The following is a 24,501-nucleotide window of genomic DNA, read 5'->3' on the forward strand; positions in this document are numbered from 1 at the left end:
ATTTGAAGGCAAACCCTTGCAGAGCGTTTCATACGTGAAATGCTCTAGGATTGAATCCAGTGATCGGAGAAGTCTTCGATGTCATTTTTCATGTGCTGGCCGATTTTTTCCACCAGGCGCGCCTCAAGCTGGCGCACTCTTTCTCTTGTGATGTTATACCGTTCGCCTATCTCACGCAAGGTGATCGGCTCGTCAGAAAGCAGCCTGTTGTGCAGGATATACTGTTCTTTCTCATTGAGCTTCGGCATGATGGTTTTCAGCTTTGAGCGCACAATTCCCGCTATTTCCGTAGATGCCAGACTGTCTTCGATCCCTGGTCCCAGGGCTGGCAGAAAGTCCATGCGGGTGGCGCCGCCAGAATCTTCGCCCACCTGGGCGTTAAGCGACATGTCTGTAGAGGCAAGGCGCTGGTCCATTTCATTTATCTGCTCTTCGGTTACGCCCAGGCGTTCCGAAAGCATGGCGGCATCCGGGTCGTAGCCCTGCATGATGAGCTTCTGGCGTTCTCTGTTCAGGTTGTAGAACAGCTTGCGCTGCACCTGGGTCGTGCCGATCTTGACCATGCGCCAGTTGTCCATGATGAACTTGAGAATATAGGCTTTGATCCAGAACGAGGCATAATAGGAAAACTTGATGCCCTTGTCAGGGTCAAACTTGTTGACCGCGCGCATGAGGCCCACATTTCCTTCCTGCACAAGGTCAAGCACATTCTGCATCCAGCGGCGCTGAAAATCCATGGCGATGCGCACGACCAGCCGCAGGTGGGATGAAACCAGGCGAAAGGCGGCGTCCGCATCATTATGATCGCGCACGCGCACAGCCAGTTCATGCTCCTCTTCGGGTTTAAGCATGGGGAAGCGGCTTACTTCGCGAAGATACAGGTGCAGGCTGTCGCGAGTACCCACGGCAGGCACCCGTGAAGAAGAGGGCGCGGGAACGCTGCGGTCCTGTTCATCTTCATCTGTCAGGCGCGGCTCATCGTCTTCGTCCATGTCGGAGTCGAGCAGTTCTTCTTCGCTGTCGGGCGATTCGATATCAAGCTCGTCCGTATCGCGCTCATGTTCAAGTTCGTCCACATCCAGCACCGTGCCGGAGCTGCGGCTGCCATCGTCGGGCTCAAGAGATGAAGACGTTTCTTTTTTTCGGCTTTTGCCGACGTTCCCGGCGGATGTTTTGGCGGCAGTGTCTGCGGCAACGCGGGTTCGTGTTTTTCCGGCAGCCGCAGAGGGCTGCCTGGGGGCATCTTCAGGCCCGACAACCTCCACCGGAAGCGTGGTTTTTCTGCTTTTTTCCGCTGCTGCGGCGCCCTTGGTTTTGCTCGGGGCTATCTTGCTATTTTTTTTCATTTTATCCATACTCAGGCATTAGCGCTTCCAAAAGCGCTGCAATGTCTGTATGCTATAGTTTTGGTTTGTTCTTTTCAATATTATTCATCGGGGGCAAAGAACAGCCGCCCATTGCTTGCAGGTACGGCCACTACGGCGGGCCTGTCACACACGGCGTTTATGGCCGGATTTTCAGGATGGCTCTGCGGGCTGCGCAGGTATTTATGCGTTTATGAAATGCCCGCTGCTTCCTCTCCAGTGGAAAACCCGCAGTTGCCGGAACGTTTGCATACTATACAGGTATTATGGCTGGAAAGCAAAGACGGGCTTTGCGCGGCAGTGGGGAAGGGCCTGTTTTTTCAATAAACTATGACGGCCAAGGTGGCGGCATTCATGACTTTCAGACAAGCGCTCGGTTCGGGACGTCCTCTTTTGCTTGACGGCGCCATGGGCACCATGCTTCAGGCTTCCGGTCTTCCTGCGGGTACAAGCCCGGAAGAATTTTGCATGGAAAATCCCGATATTCTGCGGGGTATCCATGCGTCCTACCTCAAGGCGGGCGTTGATCTGCTTACGTCTTGCACCTTCGGCGGCAATGCTTACAAGCTTTCGAAAAATCTTGATGTTTTTTCTTTTAACAAGCGTATGGCCTCGGTGGCGCGCGCGGCTGCGGCCGATGTGTCACGCCCTGACGGCCGCCCGATTTTCGTGGCGGGCAACGTGGGACCCACCGGACATTTCGCCAAACCTTTGGGGCCTGTTGAACCTGCCGAGCTTATTGAAGTTTTCGCCCAGCAGATACGAGGGCTTGTGGCCGGCGGGGCTGATCTTGTTTTCATCGAAACCCAGTTTGACCTGGCCGAGGCCAGGGCCGCCGTGGTGGCCGCCAGACAGGTCTGTGACCTGCCGGTAATGGTTTCTATGACTTTTGAGCAGGGCGTAAGCCTTACGGGATCTACCCCCGCCATATTTGCCGAAACCATGCAAAACATGGGCGTGGATGTGGTGGGAACCAACTGCAGCCTCGGGCCGGAACAGATGGAGCCTGTGGTTGCCGAACTTCTGGGCGTGTGCGCCTGCCCGGTCATGGCCGAGCCGAATGCCGGCCTGCCCGAGCTGCGGGGAACGCAGACGGTATTCCCGCTGGGGCCGGAGGACTTCGCCCGCAAGACAGCTTCTTTTGCCCATATGGGCGCGCAGGTGCTCGGCGGCTGTTGCGGTACCACACCCGAACATCTTGCGGCTCTGGCGCACAGTCTGCGCGGCCTTGGCGAGGTGCGCCCCACGGGTGTGAAGCGCAGCGGCATCTGCCTGACGAGCCGTTCGCAGATGGTGCGCATCGGCGCGGGACGGCCTCTTGCCATTATCGGCGAACGTATCAATCCCACAGGCAAAAAGCAGCTTACTCTCGAACTTCAGGAAGGGCGCTTTGACACGGCCCTGCAATTTGCTGATGCGCAGATTGAGGCCGGAGCCACTGTACTGGACGTGAATGTGGGCGCGCCGCTTGGGGATGAAACCGCGCTTTTGCCCGACCTGGTGCAGCGTCTGGTGGGGCGGCTCACGGTGCCGCTTTCTCTGGACTCATCCAATGCCCAGGCCATTGCCGCCGCCCTGCCGTACTGCCCCGGCTCTTTTCTGGTGAATTCCATCAGTGGCGAAGAAGGCCGGATGGAACTGCTGGGGCCTCTGTGCCGCGATTACGGCGCGCCTTTCATCCTGCTGCCGCTCGAGGGCGCAACCTTGCCCGAAAAGGCCGTGGAACGGATCCGCACTGTGGAGAGCCTTCTTCTGCGGGCGGAACGTCTCGGCATTCCACGGCGGCTCATGATGGTGGATATTCTGGCTCTGGCAGTCTCCTCCAGTCCGGACGGCGCGCGCCAGTGCCTTGAAATGACGCGCTGGTGTGCAGAGCAGGGCCTGCCGACAACCCTGGGGCTTTCCAATCTTTCTTTCGGCCTGCCCGCGCGCGACCTGCTTAATGCCACATTTCTGGCCTACGCCGCCGGAGCGGGACTTTCATCGTGCATTGCCAACCCATCAGCCCAGCGCCTGCGCGAGGCGGCTGATGCACTCAAGGTGCTGGGCGAGCATGATCCCCATGCGTCTTCATTCATTTCAAGTTACGCCAACTGGAAGCCCGGCGAAGGCAGCGTACTGCAACGCCAGGGGGGCGGTGGGGCGTCCAAAAGCCTTGGCGAGGCCGTACTCAACGGCGACAGGGAAAATGTCCTGTCCCTGCTTGAAGCCGAACTGGCCGCAGGGGCCGAGCCTTTCAGCCTTGTGCAGGAAGTGCTTATTCCGGCTATTACCGAGGTGGGCGCACGCTACGAACGGCGCGAATATTTTTTGCCCCAGCTTATCCGCGCGGCCGAAACCATGCAGACGGCTTTTGGTCATCTGAAGCCTCGCCTCGAGGCCGGGCGGGGGGCCGAAGAGCGCCCTGTGGTGATTATGGCCACGGTGGAAGGGGATATTCATGATATTGGCAAAAATATTGTTTCCCTGCTTTTGGGAAACCACGGTTTTGATGTGATTGACGCGGGCAAGGATGTGCCTGCCGAAGATATCGTGGCTTGCGCCCTTGAGCATAACGCGCGTATTATCGGCCTGTCGGCCCTGATGACCACGACAATGGTGCGTATGGAAGACACCATAAAACTGGTGAAGGAAAAAGGGCTGGCTATCAAGGTGATGGTGGGGGGCGCGGCTGTTACCCAGGCTTTTGCCGATGCGATCGGGGCCGATGCCTACTGTGCGGATGCCGTGGGCGCTGTGCGGGCCGCCAAGAATTTTATGTAGCATTGTTCTGCATTACGCGGGTGCGCTCATGCCGGGCGCCCGCGCGCAAGGCCCGGCGGCATGGTAACCCTTCGCATATTCCGGCCTTCCTAATGGCCTGTAAGGTATGATATGAAAAAAATCCTTCTTCCCTTGCTGTTGTGCCTGCTTTTACCCTGCGCGGCATTTGCCGGCTCTTCTTCCGCCTCCGGTGTTCCTTCGCTCAATCTGGCAGGGCTGACAGACCTTCTGGCCAAGAACAAGGGCAAGGTCATCATGCTGAACTTTTTTGCCACATGGTGCCCTCCCTGCCAGGTGGAAATTCCCGAGCTTGTGCAGGTGAACAAGAAATACGCCGGCAAGAATGTTCTTATCATCAGCCTTTCTGTGGATGAAGACGCCAAGGTCGTGACGCCGTTTATAAAGAAAATGGGTATGGATTACCCCGTGTATATGGCCGATCGTGACATCGCCAGGGCTTTTCAGGTAACCAGCATTCCGCACAACGTCTTTTATGCCAAGGACGGACAGCGGGTCATATCTGAGCCGGGTATTGCCGATGCCGAGATGATGGAAATGGTGTTCAACAAACTGCTTGAGCAGAAATAGCCCGACACGGGCACGTTCTATTCTACGGCTTGATGTGCCGGGCTGCGCGCCTGTCGCGCGGCCCGTGCATGGCAGGGATGTGCCGATAAAAATATGGGCGGCAGGCGCGTGGGGTGCCCGCTGTCCCTACCGCATTGATCAATGCGGATATGTTCGCCATGGAGCCGGAAAATCTTGCGGCCCCTGAAGATGGGGCCGCCCGCGCGGCCCGTGCTGGAGGATCAGATGTCTAAGGTGGGGCATGAGCTCAAGGTCAAAGAACTGAAGACTGTTTTCAGCCAGGAACAGATTGCCGAACGGGTGCAGGAACTGGCGGCTGAAATTGACGCCTGTTACGGCCAGGAACCCTTGGTAGCCATATGTGTGCTCAAGGGCGGCTTTGTGTTTTTCAGCGATCTGGTACGGGCTTTGCAAAATAAAAATCTGGAGCTGGACTTCGTGCGCCTGTCCAGCTACGGCAAGGGAGCAAGCAGCTCCAAGCATGTTATTTTCAGCAAGGATGTTGAGATTGACATCTGTGACAAGCATGTGCTGATTGTTGAAGATATTGTGGACAGCGGCCACAGCATGCGTTTTCTGCTCGGGCAGTTTGCCGCGCGCAAGGCCCGCAGCCTGCGCCTGGCCGCATTGGTAGACAAGAATGAAAGGCGCGAAATTGACGTTCACGTCGACTTTGCCGGCTTCAAGCTGACTCAGGGCTTTATTGTGGGGTATGGTCTCGATTACGCCGAACACTATCGTAATCTGCCCGCTGTTTTTGAGATCATTCCCGAATAAATGTTCTGCTGTTCCGGCTGCCGGATACGGTTTTGGAGAGTAACGGCATGGAAGTAAGATGTCCCAATTGTTCAAGCCGCTTTAACCTGCCGGATCAACTTGCCAGGCCGGGTGTAAAGCTGCGTTGTTCGGTCTGCAAAACTGTTTTTGCCTATGATCCGGCCGAACAACTTGCCGCCCAGGGGCCTCTGCCGGATATGCCCGTCAAAAAACGGAGCAGGCTTGGCAAGCTGCTTGGCCTCCTCCTGCTTATACTGGTTTGTGCCGGCGGCGCGTACTGGTACTTCAAGCATTCCGCCACCGGGGAAAGTAGTCCACCCACAGAACAAGAACTGGCCAAAAAGGTGGAAATGCTCACCATGCGCAATGTACGCCAGTACTATGTGGACAATGAAAAAGTGGGCAAGGTCTTTGTTATCGAGGGCAAGGTGGTTAACGAGTTTCCAGAACCCAAGGAACTGGTTACCGTTGAGGCCGCCATTTACGACAAGGACAAAAAAACGCTGGCCACCAAAAAACAGCTCGGCGGCGTGCAGCTTTCCCTTTTTCAGCTTCAGGTACTGAGCGAAAAAGAAATGGAATCTTTTCTTAACAACAAGGTAGAGATTCTCACCAATAATACCAATGTCCCCCGGGGGGGCGAGGTTCCCTTTATGGTGCTGTTCTACGCGCCGCCCGAGGGCGTGGCCGAATTCGGCGTGCGTATCGTGGATGTGAAGGATATGCCCGTGCAGGATGACAAGCAGGACGAGAAGAGCGCCAGATAAGAAAATTCTTCAGCCCCGGGAGCCACTGGCTGTTCCGGTGTTTTTCGCCCGCCGCAGATGCAAGCATTCGCGGCGGGCGCTTTGTTGTGTCTGGATTTGCTGCAAAATCGGGCTGAGGAGGGCGTGAACAAGGTGTTGCCGGGCGCTGTCTGGCGCTTCAGTCGCTGCCCGCACACCTGTGGTAACGGCGGTGCGCCGCCTGTCTGTGGCGTCAACCGTGGCAATGTGATCCCGGTAGTGCTGTATAGCGTTGCCGTCATGATGGCGGCGATAAAAAAGATGGTTGCTGTGTGTTGAGGCAGAGAGCAGGGATGTGCTGCCGCGCTTCTGCGGCAACGCCCGGCCCCCTTTGCCCTGGCGACAGCGGCAAGGCAAAGGGGGCTTTCACAGGGGGCTTGGCGTCTGCATCCGCAGGGTTGCGGCCTGATTCTTCAGGGCCGGGGTCGGCAATCCCCGGTCTTTTTCAGGGCAGACTCTGGATGTGTCAGGCGTTCTGACCGGTTGCAGGATTGGCGGCAAGAACGCTGCTTTCTTCAGCGGGCAATACGCGCGGCTCAGCCTTTGAAATCCGGAGTCTGCCTATCCACATGGTGGACACGGTGCTGATAACACCTGCCACAAGCAGATATCCGCAGAGATACCAGGGTTGGGAATTGTTGGCCTGCACGAGCATGGTCGCGATCATGGGGGTAAGCCCCGAAGCAAAAATGCCCGAAAACTGATATACGAAAGAAATGCTGGAATACCGCACCGTGGCATCAAAACTTTCAGAAAACAGGCTGGCCATGCTGGCATAGGCCGCGGCATAGATAATACCGAAGGGGATGATAATCGCCAGATAGACAAAGAAGAGATTCGTGGTGGCATAGTTGTGCAGCACCCAGAACACCGGATAAGCGGTTATGCCCAGCAGCAGTGCCGCAGTGCCGAAAATGCGGCCTTTGCCCACGCGGTCTGCCATGGCTCCCCACATGGGAATGAAGCAGGCCATAACACCCGAGGCCACCACAACGGCCATAAGGGCCACAGTGCGGTTAACGCCGCAGGTCTGTGTAAGGTACGTCAATGAAAACACACCAAACACGTTAAAGGCGATACCTTCTACAAAGCGCGCTCCCACGCAGGCGGTCAGGGTTTTGGGATAGCGCTTGAACGCTTCAAGCATGGGATAGCGGATTTTTTCCACTTCTTTTTTAGCGGAAGAAAAGTCTTGTGTTTCCTGAACGGACGTGCGTATGTACGCGCCCACCAGTACCAGAACTGCGCTCAGGATAAAGGCAATACGCCAGCCCCAGGCAAGAAAGGCCTCGTCAGACAGCAGGAATGACAGCAGACCGATAACCCCTGAAGCGAGCATCAGGCCCAGTGAAAGGCCAACCTGGGGCAAGCTGCCATAAAAAGCGCGCTTGTGGGCTGGTGCGGATTCATAAGCCATAAGCACGGCGCCTCCCCATTCGCCGCCAAGCCCGATCCCCTGGGCCAGACGGCAGATAACCAGCAGGATGGGAGCCCATATGCCGATGCTGTCGTAAGAGGGAATGCAGCCGATGAGCACCGTGGCCACGCCCATAATCTCAAGGGTGAGGATGAGCATTTTTTTACGGCCGATCTTGTCGCCGAAGTGACCAAAAATGATGCCGCCCAGAGGCCGGGCCACAAAGCCCACAGCAAAGGTGGCGAATGCCAGAATAGTGCCTACGCCCGGTGAGAATGCGGGAAAATAAAGCTTGTTGAACACAAGCCCGGCCACCACACCATAAAGGAAAAAGTCATACCATTCGATAACCGCGCCCATAAGGGAGGAAATCACCACGCGGCGCAGGTTTTTTTGCGCCTGCTTGTCATTGGCGGCAACACTCATACCGTTCTCCTTTATGCCAGGCCCAGCACGCGGCGGGCGTTTTCATACATGATTTTGCGGCGGGCCTCATCAGTCAGGTCAAACTCGCGGTAGGCTTCCAGGGCGTCGGCCAGTTCCACAAAGGGGTGGGCGCTGGCAAAAAGCACCTTGTCCGTGATCAGCCCGTTCATGGCCTGCACATACACGTCCACCATAGGTGCACGTTCATATTCTGAAATATCCATGTACACGTTGGCGTTACGAAGGCAGGTATAAACAGCTTCATTCACAAATGGATAGCCGCCGTGGCTCATGATGAGTGTAAGCTCGGGAAAATCCCGGGCCACCTTATCCACATCGCGCGGGTCGGCGTATTCCAGAATGGCTCCGGGAACCTGAGGCGGTGGAGCCATTGTGATGAATACGGGCAGGCCCAGTTCGCAGCACTTGGCGTAGAGAGGGTAAAAGCGTGCTTCAGATGCAGGAATGTGGGCAAGATACGGATCGATGGCGATGCCCTTCATGCCGTATTCGGAGGATACAAGCTCGATTTCGCGCAGGGCGGCCATTTTTTTGTGCGGGTCAATGCCCCAGAACCCCACAAACTTTTGTGGGTAGGCCCGGCAGAATTCAAGCACGCTCTGGTTGTTGGCAGGAAAACCATAAGTTGTTTCACAATCGCGTCCGGTGATGACCCCAAGCTCCACGTCAAGACGTTCCAGGCCGGCCACAATGTCTTCCAGAGGCTGAGGCTTGCGCTGGTCAAAACCGATGGCCTTGCATGCAGCCTTGAACATGCTGCTGTTTTTGATGCCGTCGATAATTGCGGGAGTATTGGGGCGGAAACGAAAATCTATTACCTTCATTTCCATCTCTCCCCGCGTGCCTGATCTGCCGTAAAGGCGTTGCGGCACGCCCTGTGGTGTTTATGAAGGTGCGGGCTGCAAGAAGCGTTTACGTTATGTACGGGACAGTATGATTGTGACACTTTTCTCATAGTCTCCTCCCATGAGATGAACAATTGCAAAAAGCAAAAATGAGTGACTCAGCCTCTCAGGATTGTGATTTTTTACTTTTGCAGGATGCGTGCCAGAGAAGAGGTGTTGAAAATAAGCTTTTTCATCGAAAAATCTACTTTTATCAGCGTATTATAATTTATATTGTTACTATGTTTTGCCTGTGTGAGAAGTCGAGTCGCAAGTTTGCAGCTAACAGGAACGGTTGTTTTTGTGCATGGAAGAGCTGTTTGTGAAAGTTAAAACATAGTTGTTTTGCGCGAGGTTGCGTGAGCTACTTTGCGTTGCCCAAAGAGGGTGTTGCAAAAATGCGTCGCAAAAATGAATGGTTTTATTGAAAAAGCTTACAGTTTGGTGCAAAAAAGCATCATTTGTGAAAAGGAGTGCGTTTATCTATTGGCAGAAAAGACAATAAATAATAAAAATACAATTAAATAAGATTGTTATTAAATGTGGCATGCCCCATGCAACTACGCCGCCATAACGAGGATAGCCAGCTTTACCAGGCGTTCTCAGCGCGGCGGCATGCAGGCCGTACCGCGCTCTGTAATCCATATTATTCAGGAGTAGCGTGATGAGCATGACCACTTGCGAATGCCGGTCCCCCCAGGAGCAGCGCCTGTACGACAAAATTGAAGGTCGGGAAGACAGGTTCCGTAAGACCCATCCCCGGGTTTTCAGGCTGCTGGAGCGGTTTGAAGGGCAGAAGCCGCGCATTGATATCGAGCGCGCGCTGTACTTTACCCAGTCCATGCAGGAAACCGAAGGGCAGCCGCTGGTACTGCGCTGGGCCAAGGCCCTCATGCACATTGCCCGCAACATGACCGTCTATGTGCAGGAAGATCAGTTGCTGCTTGGCCGCGCCGGTTGCGACGGGCGCTACGGCATCCTTTATCCGGAGCTGGACGGTGATTTTCTTGATATCGCCGTGCGCGATCTGCCCACCCGCAAAACTTCGCCGGCTACCATCATGCCTGAAGACGCCAAGCGCGTCGTGGAAGAAATCGCCCCGTACTGGAAGGGCAAGACTTACCACGAAGCGCTTAATGCGGCCCTGCCTGCCGAAGTGCACAAGCTTACCTATGATGACCCCGAAGGCCTGATTTCGCGTTTTATCGTTAATGAAACCTCTTCGTTCCGCTCTTCCATCCAGTGGGTTCATGACTACGAAAAAATCCTCAGGCGGGGCTTTAACAGCATCAAGAAAGAAGCCCAGGAAAAACTGGCGGCTCTTGATCCGCTGAGCGCCAAGGATGACCGCGAAAAGCGTCCCTTCCTTGAAGCTGTCATGATAGTGTGTGACGCCATTGTGCTCTGGGCCAAACGTCACGCAGTGCTTGCCCGCGAAATGGCCGAAAAAGAATCCGATCCCGTGCGTAAGGCTGAATTGCTGCGCATGGCAGAAAACGCCGAGCACGTTCCCGGTGAGCCTGCCCGCGACTTCTGGGAAGCCTGCCAGAGCCAGTGGTTTACCCAGATGTTCTCGCGCATCGAGCAGAAGACCGGCACCACCATTTCCAACGGCCGCATGGACCAGTACTTTCAGCCCTACTACAAGCAGGACCGTGAGGCCGGGAAGATTACCGAAGCCCAGGCCATGGAGCTGCTGGAATGCATGTGGGTGGGCATGGCCGAATTTATCGACATGTACATTTCTCCCACCGGCGGGGCTTTTAACGAAGGTTATGCCCACTGGGAAGCAGTCACCGTTGGCGGGCAGACGCCGGACGGGCGCGATGCCAGCAATGACCTTACCTATCTGATACTCAAGTCCAAGCGGGAGTTTCCGCTGCATTACCCGGACCTTGCGGCCCGCATCCATTCCCGTGCGCCCGAGCGTTATCTCTGGGACGTGGCCGAGACCATCAAATACGGCTCGGGTTTTCCCAAGCTGATCAATGACGAAGAAATCGTGCCGCTTTACGTTTCCAAGGGTGCGACCTTTGAAGAAGCGCTGGACTATGCCGTTTCCGGCTGCACCGAGGCGCGCATGCCCAATCGCGACACCTATACGTCCGGCGGAGCCTACATCAACTTTGCCGCTGCCGTGGAAATGGTGTTGCGCAACGGGCGGATGAAAAAATACGGCGATCAGCAGCTTGGCGTTGAAACGGGCGATCCCCGCAACTTCACAAGCTGGGATCAGTTCTGGAATGCTTATGTGGAACAGCATCTGCTTTTCCTCAAGACCGCTTTTACCCAGCAGTACATCATCAACAAGCTGCGTGCCGAGCATTTCGCCCAGCCCATGGGTTCCGCCATGCATGACTTGTGCATGAAGCACTGCATTGACCTGCATCAGGAACAGATCCCCGAAGGCATCAACCTCGGCTACTTTGAGTATATGGGGCTGGGAACCGTGGTAGATTCCCTGGCGGCCGTGAAAAAACTGGTCTTTGAAGAAAAGAAACTGAGCATGGACAAGCTGATTGCTGCCATTGATGCCGATTTTGAAGGCTATGAAGACGTGCGCGCCCTGCTGCGGTCCGCCCCCTGTTACGGCAACAATGATGAGTACGCCGATGCCATTGGCCGCGACATTGACAGAATTTCGGTGGAATACGGCAACAAATATTCCATGAGCGACCTGGGCATCCACAATGATGTGCGCTACGTCCCCTTCACCTCACATGTGCCTTTTGGCAAGGTGGTCTCCGCCACGCCCAACGGCCGTACAGACGGCTTCCCTCTGTCTGACGGTTCATCTGCCTCGCACGGAGCTGATGTGAATGGCCCGACCGCGGTACTTCTCTCAAACTGCACCACCAAAAATATGGGCCTGCGCGACCGTGCCGCCCGCATGCTGAACATCAAGTTTACGCCCAAATGCGTGGAAGGCGAGCAGGGCACAGAAAAATTGGTGTCCTTCATCCGCACGTTCTGCGACCTCAAGCTCTGGCATGTGCAGTTCAACGTGGTCAACAAGGGCACCCTTGTGGCTGCGCAGAAAGATCCACAGAAATACCGCAACCTCATTGTGCGTATCGCCGGCTACAGCGCCTACTTTGTGGACCTGTCGCCCGATTTGCAGAACGATCTCATCGCCCGTACAGAACATGATGTGATGTAAGGACGGCATCTGAAGCGGGGAGGAGATTTCCTCCCCGCATTTTTACGACAGTTTTTTCTTGATACCGCCGGTTGCTATATAACGGCATTGCGCAAAAAAGGAAGGAAACATGTGCCTGGATGACAAGCAGCAGGGAATGGTGTTCAACATTCAAAAATATTCTGTTCATGACGGCCCGGGCATACGCACCATAGTATTTCTCAAGGGGTGCTCCCTTTCGTGTCGTTGGTGCAGTAATCCGGAATCGCAGAAATCCTGTGCAGAGCTGGCGTGTAATCCCGGGCGCTGTATTGATATTTCAAAGTGCGGCCATTGCCTGACAGCTTGCCCGCATGGCGCAATCACTTGCGGCGATGACGACAAGCCGCGCATCGACCGCAGCCATTGTGCAGATTGTTCCATCCCGTGCGCCGAAGTTTGCCCCGCACAAGGCTTGCTGGTATATGGTAAAAAGCGTGCTATGGGCGATGTGCTGCGTGTGGTGGAGCAGGATATGGCCTTTTACGCCCGCTCTGGCGGCGGCCTGACCCTTTCCGGCGGTGAGCCGCTGTTGCAGGGCAGTTTTGCCGTGGCCCTGCTGCGCGAGGCCCGCGCCCGTCGCATCAGGACTGCGGTGGAAACCTGCGGCATGGTCCCTGCCGATACCGTGCGCGAGGCTGCGCCCCATCTGAGCTATGTGCTTTACGACATCAAACATATGAACAGCGAAATTCATGAGACCCAAACCGGCTTGCCCAATGCGCGTATTCTCGAAAATTTCCGCATTCTGGCAGAAGAATTTCCGCATTTGCCCATACTGGCCCGTACGCCTGTAATTCCGGGCTTCAATGACAATGAAAAGGCCGTTGCGGCCATAGCCCGCTTCATCAAGGCCTATCCGCATGTTAATTATGAGCTTTTGCCCTATCACCGTCTGGGAACCCAGAAGTATCATTTTCTGGGCCGGGAGGTCCCCATGGGCGAAGTGAGCCTGAACAAGGCCGTTACGGACGGGCTGCAAAAGACCGCTCTGGACATTTTGGGGGAGCGGGTGCAGATTCCCCGCTGAATACGCAGCATTTTACCGGATTGAAATATGGCCGATCACTCTCAGGAACTGCTTTCAAAGCATGTGAAGCGCATACTTGACGCCCTGCCCGAAGGCGTTTTCATCAGCGATGCTTCGGGAACCAGCCTGCGTGTTAACCGCATGTACGAGCAGTTGACCGGCCTCACACAGGAGCAGGTGCAGGGCAAGAACGTGCGCTGCCTGGTGGAGGAGGGGGTCTTTGACCACATTCTCAACCCGCAGATAGTACGCACCGGCAGGCCTGCCACCCATGTGCAGCAGCTCAAGGACGGCAAAAAGCTGGTGCTGACGGGTTTTCCTGTCTTTGACACGCGTGGCGACCTCTGCCTTGTGGTCACCTTTGCGCGCGACATCACCCTGCTGGCCCAGTTGCAGGATCAGGTGGCCGGGCAGTGCAGGCTTATCGATCAGATCAACGACCAGCTGGCGTATATGACCAGCGAGGGCAACAAGGCGCGAGATCCCATTTATGCCAGTCCTGCCATGGGGGAGGTGGTTTCGCTGTTGCGACGATTTGCCGCCACAGACGCCACAGTGCTGATCCTGGGCGAAACGGGCGCGGGCAAAGATGTTTTTGCCCGGTTTACTCATGGCCTATCTGAACGACGCGATAAAATCCTGCTCAAGGTAGACTGTGGCGGCATTTCCGAAACCCTCACGGAATCGGAACTGTTCGGTTACATGCCCGGTGCTTTTACCGGGGCCTCCAGTAAGGGCAAGGCCGGATATTTTGAAATTGCCGATGGCAGCACCATTTTTCTGGATGAAGTGGGCGAACTGCCCCTTTCCATGCAGACGCGGCTTCTGCGTGTGTTGCAGGATGGCGAAATCATGCGCGTAGGGGCATCCAGCCCGCGCAAGGTGGATGTGCGCATTATCGCGGCCACCAACCGCAACCTTGCCGAAAGCGTAGAAGCCGGAACTTTTCGCCGCGACCTCTATTATCGCCTCAATGTGGCCACAGTGCGCATCCCGTCCCTGCGGGACCGTAAGGAAGATGTGCCTCTGCTGGCCGAGCATTTTTTGGCGCACTATGCGGCCAAGTACCATAAGGTCATGGCTTTTATGGATGTCACCCTCAATATGATGGCTGCGTATGCCTGGCCCGGCAACGTGCGTGAACTGCAGAATATGGTGCACAGTCTGGTCATCACGCTCAATGGCCCGCTCATCACTCCGCGCGATCTGCCCGCACAGGTTACCGGCGTGACACATGATGCCTCCCGGTATTCGGAAGACGTGCTTGTGCCCCGTCGCCCGTTGCGGGAAATTATGGCGGAAATGGAGCGCGACTTTTTGCTCAAGGCCATAGAGGTGCATGGCTCGGTGCAGCGTGTTGCGGAACTTTTTCAGGTTAACCGCAGCACCATCTTCAGGAAGCTGCAAGGTACAAGGCAGACACGATGACCCTTCATGGCAGTGCGGGCGGGATGTTTCGCACGGTTTTGCTCACGGCTGTATGCATGACATTTTTTGCGGCAAACTCGCTGCTATGTCGCATGGCGCTCTTCGGTACGGGCATGGACGCTGTCAGCTATACCGTTTTGCGGGCAGTTTCGGCAGCCGTTGTTTTGTGGCTGTTCATGGCACTGCGGGGGCAGCGCGTTTTGCAGCACGGAAACCGGCGAGCCGCCCTGGCCCTCTTCGCTTATATGGCCTGCTTTTCCTGGGCCTATGTAAACCTGCCCGCCGCAGCGGGAGCGCTTATTATTGCCGTGGCCGTGCAGGTAACCATGGTGGGCGTGGGCGTGATGCTGGGGCAACGCCCCAGCCGGGCGCAGACGCTGGGCATCAGCCTGGCCCTGGCGGGTCTTGTATATCTGCTTTTACCCGGTCTGGACGCGCCGCCCCTGTGGCCTTCGGCCATCATTTTTCTTTCGGGCGCTTCATGGGCGGTCTATACACTGTGCGGGCGCAACAACAGTGCTCCTGTGGCCGCCACGGCAGGCAATTTTGTGCGTTGCCTGCCCCTGGCGCTTGTGCTGCTGCTTCCTTCCTGGCTGTATCCCGACGGAATGTGGGCGGGCGGCGGCCTCTCTCTGCCTCCGGCGGGCGTTGCCTGCGCGCTGGCTGCCGGAGCCGTTGCTTCGGCGCTTGGCTATGTGCTGTGGTATTCCGTCCTGCCATGCCTCAGCGTACCAAGCGCTGCCGTGGTGCAACTGAGCGTGCCGCTTATTACCGCCCTTGGCGGTGCGGCCTTTATGGGCGAGGCCGTCACACTGCGCCTCGGCGTAAGCGCGGCGGCCATTCTTGGCGGCATTTTCTGCGCTACCGTGCTTGCTGTGCGGCGTTAGGCAATCTCACTTCGACATTGCCCTGACGAATGCGCGAGCAGCTATGGGGCATAACGGGCGTGTCTCAAATTTTGAGCATATACATTCTCAAAGTTAATCTGTTTCAGAAGCAGTTCTTTCAACAAGGTTCTCTGGTCAGAGCAGCCTTTTCGGTTTTTCTCATTTCTCCGGCAGCGGATATGGCGCATCTGTTCGCCACAGGGGAGCGGGTTTGTTGTTTTCGCGTGAAAAATCCTTGTGAAACACGAACTATATAAAGTTTCCTTTTTCGTCCCTCTGGCGTTTGCTTGCGCAGGCGTCGGGTAACCTGCCTTGCGCCCTCCGTGCTTTTTCCGTAGGCTTGAAGCATGGCGAAACTACGTGAAATATATATATGCTCTTCGTGTGGTGCGCAGACAATGCAATGGCGGGGGCAGTGTCCCGGCTGCCATGAGTGGAACACGCTGGAAGCCTCGGTACAGGCCCGTTCTTCGGGCAAGACTCGCACATCTCTGGGCGACAGCAGCGCGTCCGGACGCCCCGTTGCCCTGTGCCAGGTGGAGGACGCAGGTCACGAACCTTACGGTAGCGGTCTGCAAGCCCTGGACAGGGTGCTGGGCAAGGGGCTTGTACCCGGGGCGGCCATTCTTGTGGGCGGCGAGCCCGGCATAGGCAAATCCACGCTTCTTTTGCAGGTGGCCGGGCTTGTGGCCGCTCAGATGGCTTCTGCCGGTCGTCCCGTGCTGTACGCCAGTGGTGAGGAATCGCTGCCGCAGATCAAGGGCAGGGCCGAGCGTCTGGGCATGCTTGACCCCAATCTGCTGGCCCTTGCCACGTCCCGCGTGGAAGACGTGGTAGAGGCCGCTAATGCGCAAAATCCGGCCCTGCTCGTAGTGGACTCGGTGCAGACCCTCACAAGTCTTGAGGCCGAAGGCTTGCCCGGCAATGTCAGCCAGGTGCGGGCCGTTGCCACTTCTTTGCTTGAACTGTGCCGCCGACTGGGCTGCACTCTCATACTTGTGGGGCATGTAACCAAGGATGGGGTGCTGGCCGGGCCGAGGCTGCTGGAGCATATGGTGGACACGGTCATTTCTCTTGAAGGCGACCGGCGGCAGATGTTCCGCCTGTTGCGCGTGTTCAAGAACCGTTTTGGTCCCAATGAGGAACTGCTGGTATTTCGCATGGGCCAGCGGGGCATGGAAGTGGTGGATGACCCTTCCACATTTTTTCTCGGTCAGCGCGACGCGTCCTTGTCGGGTACGGCGGTGGTTATGGCTGTAGACGGCCAGCGGCCCCTTGCAGTGGAGGTGCAGGCTCTTGTGTCCCGCACTTTTCTGAGCATTCCACGCCGCGCTGCTCTGGGTTTTGATGTGGGCCGCCTGCACCTGCTTTTGGCCGTGCTTGAAAAAAGGCTCAAGCTCAACTTTGCCCAGGTGGATATTTACGCCAAGGTGGGCGGAGGCATGAAGCTCAACGAGCCGGGACTGGATCTCGCCCTGGTAGCTGCGGTGCTTTCATCCTATTATGACGTGCCGTTGCCCGAAAAAAGCGTGCTGTGGGGTGAAGTGGACCTTAACGGGCAGGTGCGTCCTGTGGCCGCGCAGGATCTGCGCCTTACTCAGGCCCGGCGTCTGGGCTTTGACCCCATTGTGCACCCCGGGGATGAAAAGGGCGGCATTGCCACCATCGCAGCCTTGCAGCAACGGCTTTTTCACCGCCGTCACAAAGCGGAGGATGGTGAGTGATGGCGCTGGAAGTGGAACGCAAATTTCCGGATATAAAGCTGGACAGCCTGCGCCGCAAGCTTGTCGAGGCGGGTGCTTTTTGTCTTGGCGCGCACTTTGAGAGCAATACGGTTTTTGATGCACAGGACGGCAGCCTTGCCGCCACGGGGCGTCTGCTGCGCTTGCGCAGTCAGGAATGGAAGACAAGGCTTCGCCATGTGCTTACCCTCAAGCTTCCGGCTGAAGTGCCCGCCGGAACCGGACAGTACAAGGTGCGCGAAGAGCGTGAAGTGGGTGTGGCGGATGCGTCTGCCATGAAGCATATTCTTGAAGGCCTTGGTTACCGTGCCGTGGCACAGTATGAAAAAATCCGAGAACCCTGGCTACTGGATGGCGTGGAGGTGGAGCTGGACGTGCTGCCTTTTATGGAAGGGGCTGAACTGGAAGGCGAACCCGGGGCTATCGAGGCAATGCAGCGTCGCCTGGGGCTTGACAAGACGGCAATGAGTACCAAGAATTATCATCAGCTGCATCAGGAATGGTTGCAGCGTAACAACCTGCCTGCGCGCCGCTCCTTTGCGTTCAGCGAAGCGCAAAGAAAAGCCTGGCGGCAGCAACTGGGACTGGGGGAGGAAAACGCTGTTCCCCCGGTATCGCGCTGAAAACTGTACTGTGGAGCCATTGAATGTCCTCTTTTAAACAGGGCCGCAATGACGGCGAAAGCCAGGTTATTGTGGAAAAAAAGCTGAAGGAGCCGGATCGTTACCGGGTTCTCCTGCATAATGACGACTATACCAGCATGGACTTCGTGGTGGCTGTTCTATGCAGTATTTTTAACAAAACCACGCAGGAAGCAACCGCCATCATGCTGAACGTGCACCAGCAGGGCGTGGGCCAGTGTGGCGTATACACCCATGAAGTGGCTGAAACCAAGGTGAAAAGAGTGCATCAGGCAGCCAGAGCCGCTGGATTTCCCCTCAAGTGCACCATGGAAAAAATTTACTGAGATTGCCTATGCTGAGCAAGAGTGTTCAAAGCGTCATTCGTGATGCGCTTATGGAAGCGCACCGGCGCCGCCATGATATGTTGACTGTCGAGCACGTGCTTTATGCGCTCACAAACAGCATGCGCGGCCGTATCCTGCTTGAGGGCAGCGGGGCCAGCGTGGCCGTGCTGCGCGAGCAGCTCGAGGATTTTTTTAATCGTGAACTGGAAGTGGTTCCTCTTGCGGGCAAGCACGAAGTGGCCCAGACAGAAGGTGTGCAGCGCGTGCTTGAGCGCGCCCTTGGGCATATCCGTGCTGCCGGACGTGATACCGTGGAACTGGGCGATCTGCTCATTTCCATTATGGATGAAGAGGAAAGCTATGCCCACTATTACCTGCGCAAGCAGGGGGTGGAACGTCTGGACGTGCTCACGTTTGTGTCGCATGGCATGGACGAGGGCGGTGGCTCCCGCGGGGTGGACCAGGGCGGCGAAGGCGAAGAAAAAGACGCCAAGGCCGACCCCCTGGCCCAGTATGCCGTTGACCTCACGGCCCGCGCCCGCGAAGGCAAGATAGACCCGCTGGTAGGGCGTGAAAATGAGCTTGACCGCGCGGTAGAGGTTTTGTGCCGCCGCCGCAAGAATAACCCTCTTTTTGTGGGCGACCCCGGCGTGGGAAAAACCGCTCTGGCCGAAGGTCTGGCTTTGCGCATAGTTGAAGGCGACGTGCCGGAGATGTTCAGCAATGCCAAACTGTTCGCCCTGGATATGGGCCTTCTGCTGGCAGGTACGCGCTATCGGGGAGATTTTGAAAGCCGCCTCAAGGCAGTGGTGCAGCGTCTGAAGGAACTGCCTGAAGCCATTCTGTTCATTGATGAAATACATACCATCGTAGGTGCCGGTTCCACGTCCGGCGGCTCCATGGATGCTTCCAACCTGCTCAAACCCGTGCTTGCCAGTGGCGAACTGCGCTGCATCGGTTCCACCACATACGAAGAGTTTCGCAACCATTTTGAAAAAGACCGCGCCCTGGCCCGGCGTTTTCAGCGTATCGACCTGACCGAGCCAAGCCCGGAGGAATGTCTCGCCATCCTTCAAGGATTGGAAAAACGCTATGCGGATTTCCACAAGGTCCGGTACAGCACGGCTGCGGTCAAGGCGATGGTGGATCTGACGGCCCGCCACGTGCGTGACCGTCTGCTGCCCGACAAGGCCATTGACGTTATGGACGAATCCGGGGCGGCTGTGCGCCTGGGCCGTGGAGTGCAGGGGACCAGGGCTTCATCCGGCAAAAAAGCCGTTGCAAGCGGGAAAAAGCTGCCGCCCCTGGTAAGCGTGGGGGATGTGGAGCGTATTGTGGCCCGCATGGCGGGCATTCCCGTGCGTACCGTCTCTGGCACGGAACGCAACCGGCTGGCCTCGCTTGAAAAAGACCTCAAGGGGCTGGTGTTCGGGCAGGATGCGGCTATCGAGCTTACTGTACGGGCCATCTTGCGCGCCCGCGCCGGGCTTGGTCAGGAGCAGCGCCCGGCCGGAGCGTTTTTATTCTACGGCCCCACGGGTGTTGGTAAAACAGAGGTGGCCCGCAGCCTGGCAAAACTCATGGGCGTGGAGTTTCTGCGTTATGACATGAGCGAATATATGGAAAAGCACGCCGTGTCGCGTCTTATCGGCGCGCCTCCCGGCTATGTGGGCTTTGATCAGGGCGGCCTGCTGACCGAGGCCGTGCGCAAGGCCCCGTATTCCGTGGTATTGCTGGACGAGGTGGAAAAAGCCTACCCCGACATTTTCAATGTGCTCCTTCAGGTAATGGATTATGCCACGCTGACGGATAATACGGGCCGCAAGACGGACTTTTCGCATGTTGTCCTGATCATGACCTCCAATGCCGGAGCCTTTGACATGTCCCGCCCGGCCATGGGCTTTGGCGGGGCTACACGGCAGGATGCGGCTCATAAGGGACTCAAGGCTGTGGAAAATACCTTCAGCCCCGAGTTCCGCAACAGGCTTGATGCGCTTGTGCCGTTCGGTAGCCTGACTGAAGATATGATGCTGCGCATTGTGGACAAGTTTATGGCTGAAATTATCGAAAGCCTCGAGCAGCGACAGGTGAGCCTTGAGCTTGGGCAGAAGGCCCGGCAATGGCTGGCCCGCAAGGGCTTTGACCCCACCATGGGGGCGCGTCCCCTGCGGCGTCTGCTGCGTACCGAGCTGGAAGACAGGCTGGCGCACGAATTGCTGTTCGGTTCGCTGGCCAAGGGCGGAACCGCCCGGCTTGACCTCGTGGATGATGCCCTTGTGCTGGAATCCGCTGCCGCCAGGTCTTCGCGGGCTGTTGCGTCCGGTAAACAGATGGTGAAGGGCAAGCCCAGGACGTCCGGCCCGGCAGATGCAAAGACCGCCAGTGCGGGCGGCAAGAAAAAAGCCTCTGGCAAGGGCAGAACGCCGGGAACTGCAGCAAGTGGTTCTGGTTCCGGGGCTACGGTTGCCAAGGGCGAGCCTGTGAAGAAATCCGGCAAGGCAGACTAGAGTTTTTTTACTTTGAAATGCCTTGTGGGCGCGGGACCCTTTTGCAAAAGGGTCCCGCGCCACGCCTTTAGCGCCTAACCCATTATTCTTGTTCAAATCTGTTGCAGGAATTTTTTTGACCTGAGACGAGGGCAGTATAATGCCGTCTCAAGAACATCCTGCCCGGGATTGACAAAGGCGGCAAAAAACGGAGTGTACTTCACCGTCCGCAACCGCAACAAGGCGGCGTGCCCGCTGTTTGTACAAAGCAGGGCAAAGCCGCTGCGAGGGGGCGCCCATTGAGGATTTACACAGCCATGGCCGCCCAGTTTCCACTGCTGGAGGCTGCGCGCAAGGACGGTCTGCTCTGCTTTGGCGGCGACCTGCACCCCGAACGGCTTCTGGCGGCCTACAGCAGGGGCATTTTCCCCTGGTATGAAGCTGGCCTGCCCATACTCTGGTGGTCGCCCGACCCGCGCTGCGTGCTGCCGCTGGATGCATTCCACCTGCCCAGGCGCAGCGCCCGTCATTTGCGCAACAAACCTTTTGAACTGACGCTCAACGCTGCCTTCAGCGAAGTTATCCACGCCTGCGCCGCACCGCGCCATGAGGGCGGGGGAACCTGGATTCTGCCCGAAATGGCAGAAGCCTACCAGTGCCTGCATCACATGGGTTATGCCCACAGTGTGGAGGCATGGCATGAGGGCGAACTGGTCGGCGGATTGTACGGAGTGGGGCTTGGGCGGGCGTTTTTTGGCGAGTCGATGTTTCATGTGCTGCCCGAAGCCTCGCGCGCGGCTCTGGCGGGCCTTGTGGCCCTGCTGCGCCTGCGTGGCGTCACTTTGCTGGACTGCCAGCAGGAAACCCCGCACATCATGAGGATGGGCGGGGTTCTGCTGCCGCGTGAGCTTTTTGTGCAAAAACTGGATCAGGCACTTGCGCCGGAGCATCCTGCCGGAACTTCGTATCGTCACGGATCTGCCGTGGATCCATTTTCCGGCTCCACATCCACCGATGTGGAGCAGACATCTGTTTGCGGTGCCATCTGGCAGCCCTGGCATGAACGCTACGACTATTCTTTGTCCAGCGGTTCGTGGGCGCTCAGATCATAGTATCCGTGGGCCGCGAAGGGCAGGTTGTAGTCGCGTACGGCGTCAAAGCGGATGAAGCCGGTGGTCTTGTTTTCGGGAATGCCCGCCAGCGGGGCCACGCCCAGGGGAACAGGAATATCCATGGGACAGACAGTAACTTTTTCAATATGTTCGGCGTAACGTTCTTCAAGATACGCCAGCAGGGCGCGGCTTTCTTCAGTGGTAAAGGCTTCAAGAATGCAGCGCAGGGCGGCTTCCTCTGTAGCTCCCTGAAGAACTTCCGGCGGAATGGACGGGTCGGCGGGGGCTACCAGGCCGAGACCCCGTATGGCTTCCAGTTCGTCGTCTCCGGCGCCGGGCCGGAAAATCTGCACGTCAACGTGGCGGCGCCCCTTGAAGGTCTTGAGGGTTGCGGCCACAATGTAGATTCTGTCCAGCGGCAGGTCGAACTGCGTGGGTACAAGGATTGTTTCCATAGCACTTCCCGTTGTTAGTGTATTATTTCACACCCTCTTACCCCAAAACGGAATATGATGGAAGACAAGTTAACCACCCCGTTCAGCCTGGAAACCGCCTATGCGCCTACGGGTGACCAGCCCGGGGCCATCAATGAACTGGTGGCCAACCTTCAGGCCGGAGTACCCGCTCAGGTGCTGCTGGGCGTTACCGGCTCGGGCAAAACGTTTACCATGGCCAATGTCATTGCCCGTTGCAATCGCCCGGCGCTGGTGCTTGCGCCCAATAAAACCCTGGCGGCCCAGTTGTACGGTGAGTTCCGCGCGCTTTTTCCCCACAACGCCGTAGAATATTTTGTCAGCTATTACGATTATTATCAGCCGGAAGCCTATGTGCCTGCATCGGATACCTATATTGAGAAAGATTCTTCCATCAACGATAACATAGACAAGCTGCGCCATGCCGCCACGCATGCCCTGCTGACCAGACGCGACGTGATCATTGTGGCCTCTGTTTCATGCATCTACGGTCTTGGTTCGCCGGAATATTACGCCAAGATGGTCGTTCCTGTTGAAGTGGGCCAGCATTTTTCCATGGACAGGCTCATCACGCGGTTGGTGGAAGTGCATTATGAGCGTAATGACTATGACTTTCATCGCGGTACGTTCCGCGTGCGCGGCGATGCCCTTGAAATTATTCCGGCCTATCATCACGAACGCGCCCTGCGGCTGGAATTTTTTGGCGACGATATTGATTCCATGCGCGAAATAGATCCTCTCACGGGCGAGGTTCTGGCTGATGTGAGTAAAACCGTTATCTACCCGGCCAGCCACTTCGTCTCCGCGCAGGACAATCTCAAGCGTGCCGCCGGCGACATTCGCGATGAACTGGCCGAGCGCCTGACCCTGTTCAGACAGCAGGGCAAGCTGGTGGAAGCCCAGCGCCTTGAGCAGCGCACACAGCTTGATCTTGAAATGATCGAAGAGCTTGGCTACTGCAACGGCATTGAAAACTACACCCGTCATCTGGACGGCCGTGTGGCGGGGGAGCCGCCATCCTGCCTGCTCAACTATTTTCCTGAGGATTTTCTTCTTTTTGTGGACGAATCGCATATCACTATCCCCCAGGTGGGGGGCATGTACAAAGGCGACCGCTCACGCAAGCAGACGCTGGTTGACTACGGTTTTCGCCTTCCCTCCGCTCTGGATAACAGGCCGTTGCAGTTCAACGAATTTACGGCGCGGCTCAATCAGGTGGTTTATGTGTCGGCCACCCCCGGAAAATACGAGATGGATCAGGCACAGGGCATCGTGGCCGAGCAGATCATCCGCCCCACGGGGCTTGTGGACCCGGTGGTGGAAGTACGACCCACCAAGGGGCAGATGGAAGACCTGCTCGGCGAATGCCGGGGCTGCGTGAGCCGGGGCGAAAGGGTGCTTGTGACTACCCTGACCAAACGCATGGCCGAAGATCTTACAGAGTACTGCTGCAACATGGGGGTGCGGGCCCGCTACCTGCACTCGGATATTGATACCCTTGAGCGCATGCAGATCATCCGTGCCCTGCGCCTGGGCGAGTTCGACGTGCTGGTGGGCATCAACCTGCTGCGTGAAGGACTGGATATTCCCGAAGTTTCCCTGGTCTGCATTCTGGATGCGGACAAGGAAGGTTTCTTGCGTTCCACCGGTTCGCTTATCCAGACATTTGGCCGCGCAGCCCGTAACGTTCAGGGGCGGGTCATCCTGTATGCCGACAAGGTAACGGACTCTATGAAGGCCGCCATGAGCGAAACGGCGCGCCGCCGTACCCGGCAGACAGAGTATAATGAAGAACACGGCATAACACCTGTAAGTACAAGAAAAAGCCTTGAATCCCCGCTGGATAGTTTGTATGTGGAAGATGGCGCCTCACGCGGGCGCGGCAAGGGGCGGGGTAAGAGCAAAGGGCAGGATGCGGACGCAAGCCCGCTTACGGCCGAAGACACGGCCCTGCTGGTGGCCAGGCTTGAAAAGGAAATGCGCCAGGCTGCCCGTGATCTGGAGTTTGAACAGGCGGCACAATTGCGTGACCGCATCCGCGTCTTGCGGGCGCGTCTTATTGCATTACCGGATTAAGAGCCGGGTGTGCAACTTGGCTGCGCGTTTACCACATCCCCAATGCTGTCGGTTTGCCAGCTTTTGCAACGATACATCCCCAATTTGACACGCTCCA

18 protein-coding genes are annotated in these 24,501 nt (G+C 56.9%); 14 read left to right on the forward strand and 4 right to left on the reverse strand.

Translation table 11 applies throughout. The features are described from left to right. Positions 1 to 44: 44 nt before the first annotated feature. Entirely contained in the window at positions 45 to 1,346 is a 1,302-nt protein-coding gene (locus tag ACZ495_RS03555; RefSeq protein WP_464262628.1) for a sigma-70 family RNA polymerase sigma factor, read from the reverse strand. A gap of 372 nt (positions 1,347 to 1,718) precedes the next feature. Here ACZ495_RS03555 and ACZ495_RS03560 point away from each other — a divergent pair, with 372 nt between their 5' ends. The 4 genes from ACZ495_RS03560 to ACZ495_RS03575 all read left to right on the forward strand — a co-directional run bounded on the left by ACZ495_RS03560 (position 1,719) and on the right by ACZ495_RS03575 (position 6,259). Next, complete coding sequence (locus ACZ495_RS03560) at positions 1,719 to 4,127, forward strand: homocysteine S-methyltransferase family protein (protein WP_464262629.1); 2,409 nt, start codon at positions 1,719 to 1,721, stop codon at positions 4,125 to 4,127. Between the two features lie 111 nt (positions 4,128 to 4,238). Beyond that, a complete protein-coding gene (locus tag ACZ495_RS03565) occupies positions 4,239 to 4,715 on the forward strand; it encodes a TlpA family protein disulfide reductase (protein WP_012625067.1) in 477 nt (158 codons plus the stop codon). A gap of 225 nt (positions 4,716 to 4,940) precedes the next feature. Continuing rightward, positions 4,941 to 5,492 carry a hypoxanthine phosphoribosyltransferase gene (gene hpt, locus ACZ495_RS03570; RefSeq protein WP_012625066.1) on the forward strand — a complete coding sequence of 184 codons (552 nt, stop codon included), beginning with the start codon at positions 4,941 to 4,943 and terminating at the stop codon, positions 5,490 to 5,492. A gap of 47 nt (positions 5,493 to 5,539) precedes the next feature. Next, positions 5,540 to 6,259, forward strand: coding sequence for a DUF3426 domain-containing protein (locus ACZ495_RS03575; protein ID WP_012625065.1), 720 nt, complete (start codon positions 5,540 to 5,542; stop codon positions 6,257 to 6,259). 484 nt (positions 6,260 to 6,743) lie between these two features. Here the strand turns inward: ACZ495_RS03575 and ACZ495_RS03580 are convergent, their stop codons facing one another. Both ACZ495_RS03580 and ACZ495_RS03585 read right to left on the reverse strand, forming a co-directional pair. Further along, positions 6,744 to 8,120, reverse strand: coding sequence for an MFS transporter (locus tag ACZ495_RS03580; RefSeq protein WP_072312610.1), 1,377 nt, complete (start codon positions 8,118 to 8,120; stop codon positions 6,744 to 6,746). An 11-nt stretch (positions 8,121 to 8,131) separates the two neighbouring features. After that, positions 8,132 to 8,965, reverse strand: coding sequence for an amidohydrolase family protein (locus ACZ495_RS03585; protein WP_394027359.1), 834 nt, complete (start codon positions 8,963 to 8,965; stop codon positions 8,132 to 8,134). Positions 8,966 to 9,689: 724 nt separating this feature from the next. Here ACZ495_RS03585 and hpsG point away from each other — a divergent pair. From hpsG to aat, 9 genes are all read left to right on the forward strand, one after another. Further along, positions 9,690 to 12,185: a (2S)-3-sulfopropanediol dehydratase gene (gene hpsG / locus ACZ495_RS03590; RefSeq protein ID WP_464262630.1), complete on the forward strand. Its 2,496-nt coding sequence runs from the start codon at positions 9,690 to 9,692 to the stop codon at positions 12,183 to 12,185. Positions 12,186 to 12,294: 109 nt separating this feature from the next. Next, positions 12,295 to 13,233, forward strand: coding sequence for a (2S)-3-sulfopropanediol dehydratase activating enzyme (hpsH, locus tag ACZ495_RS03595; protein WP_464262631.1), 939 nt, complete (start codon positions 12,295 to 12,297; stop codon positions 13,231 to 13,233). 27 nt (positions 13,234 to 13,260) lie between these two features. Then, entirely contained in the window at positions 13,261 to 14,661 is a 1,401-nt protein-coding gene (locus ACZ495_RS03600) for a sigma-54 interaction domain-containing protein (RefSeq protein WP_012625060.1), read from the forward strand. Between the two features lie 56 nt (positions 14,662 to 14,717). Continuing rightward, on the forward strand, positions 14,718 to 15,548 hold the full coding sequence (locus ACZ495_RS03605) for a DMT family transporter (RefSeq protein WP_366663931.1): 831 nt from the start codon (positions 14,718 to 14,720) through the stop codon (positions 15,546 to 15,548). Positions 15,549 to 15,895: 347 nt separating this feature from the next. After that, complete coding sequence (gene radA, locus ACZ495_RS03610; RefSeq protein ID WP_012625058.1) at positions 15,896 to 17,272, forward strand: DNA repair protein RadA; 1,377 nt, start codon at positions 15,896 to 15,898, stop codon at positions 17,270 to 17,272. Continuing rightward, complete coding sequence (locus ACZ495_RS03615; protein WP_394027751.1) at positions 17,272 to 17,913, forward strand: class IV adenylate cyclase; 642 nt, start codon at positions 17,272 to 17,274, stop codon at positions 17,911 to 17,913. Before radA ends, ACZ495_RS03615 begins: the two co-directional genes overlap by 1 nt. A gap of 23 nt (positions 17,914 to 17,936) precedes the next feature. Continuing rightward, a complete protein-coding gene (gene clpS / locus ACZ495_RS03620) occupies positions 17,937 to 18,257 on the forward strand; it encodes an ATP-dependent Clp protease adapter ClpS (protein WP_012625056.1) in 321 nt (106 codons plus the stop codon). 8 nt (positions 18,258 to 18,265) lie between these two features. Further along, positions 18,266 to 20,764, forward strand: coding sequence for an ATP-dependent Clp protease ATP-binding subunit ClpA (gene clpA, locus ACZ495_RS03625; RefSeq protein WP_464262632.1), 2,499 nt, complete (start codon positions 18,266 to 18,268; stop codon positions 20,762 to 20,764). Positions 20,765 to 21,042: 278 nt separating this feature from the next. Continuing rightward, positions 21,043 to 21,855, forward strand: a complete 813-nt coding sequence (gene aat / locus ACZ495_RS03630; RefSeq protein WP_464262633.1) for a leucyl/phenylalanyl-tRNA--protein transferase — start codon at positions 21,043 to 21,045, stop codon at positions 21,853 to 21,855. Here the strand turns inward: aat and ACZ495_RS03635 are convergent. After that, positions 21,816 to 22,310 (reverse strand): hypothetical protein, encoded by a 495-nt coding sequence (locus ACZ495_RS03635; protein ID WP_072312280.1) that lies wholly within the window; start codon positions 22,308 to 22,310, stop codon positions 21,816 to 21,818. The two genes, aat and ACZ495_RS03635, sit on opposite strands and share 40 nt — an antisense overlap. Positions 22,311 to 22,367: 57 nt before the next feature. Between ACZ495_RS03635 and uvrB the strand changes: the two genes are divergently transcribed. Further along, a complete protein-coding gene (uvrB, locus tag ACZ495_RS03640) occupies positions 22,368 to 24,404 on the forward strand; it encodes an excinuclease ABC subunit UvrB (protein WP_394027752.1) in 2,037 nt (678 codons plus the stop codon). Positions 24,405 to 24,501 lie beyond the last annotated feature (97 nt).

It is taken from the genome of Desulfovibrio sp. GTC20076 (genome assembly GCF_055385905.1).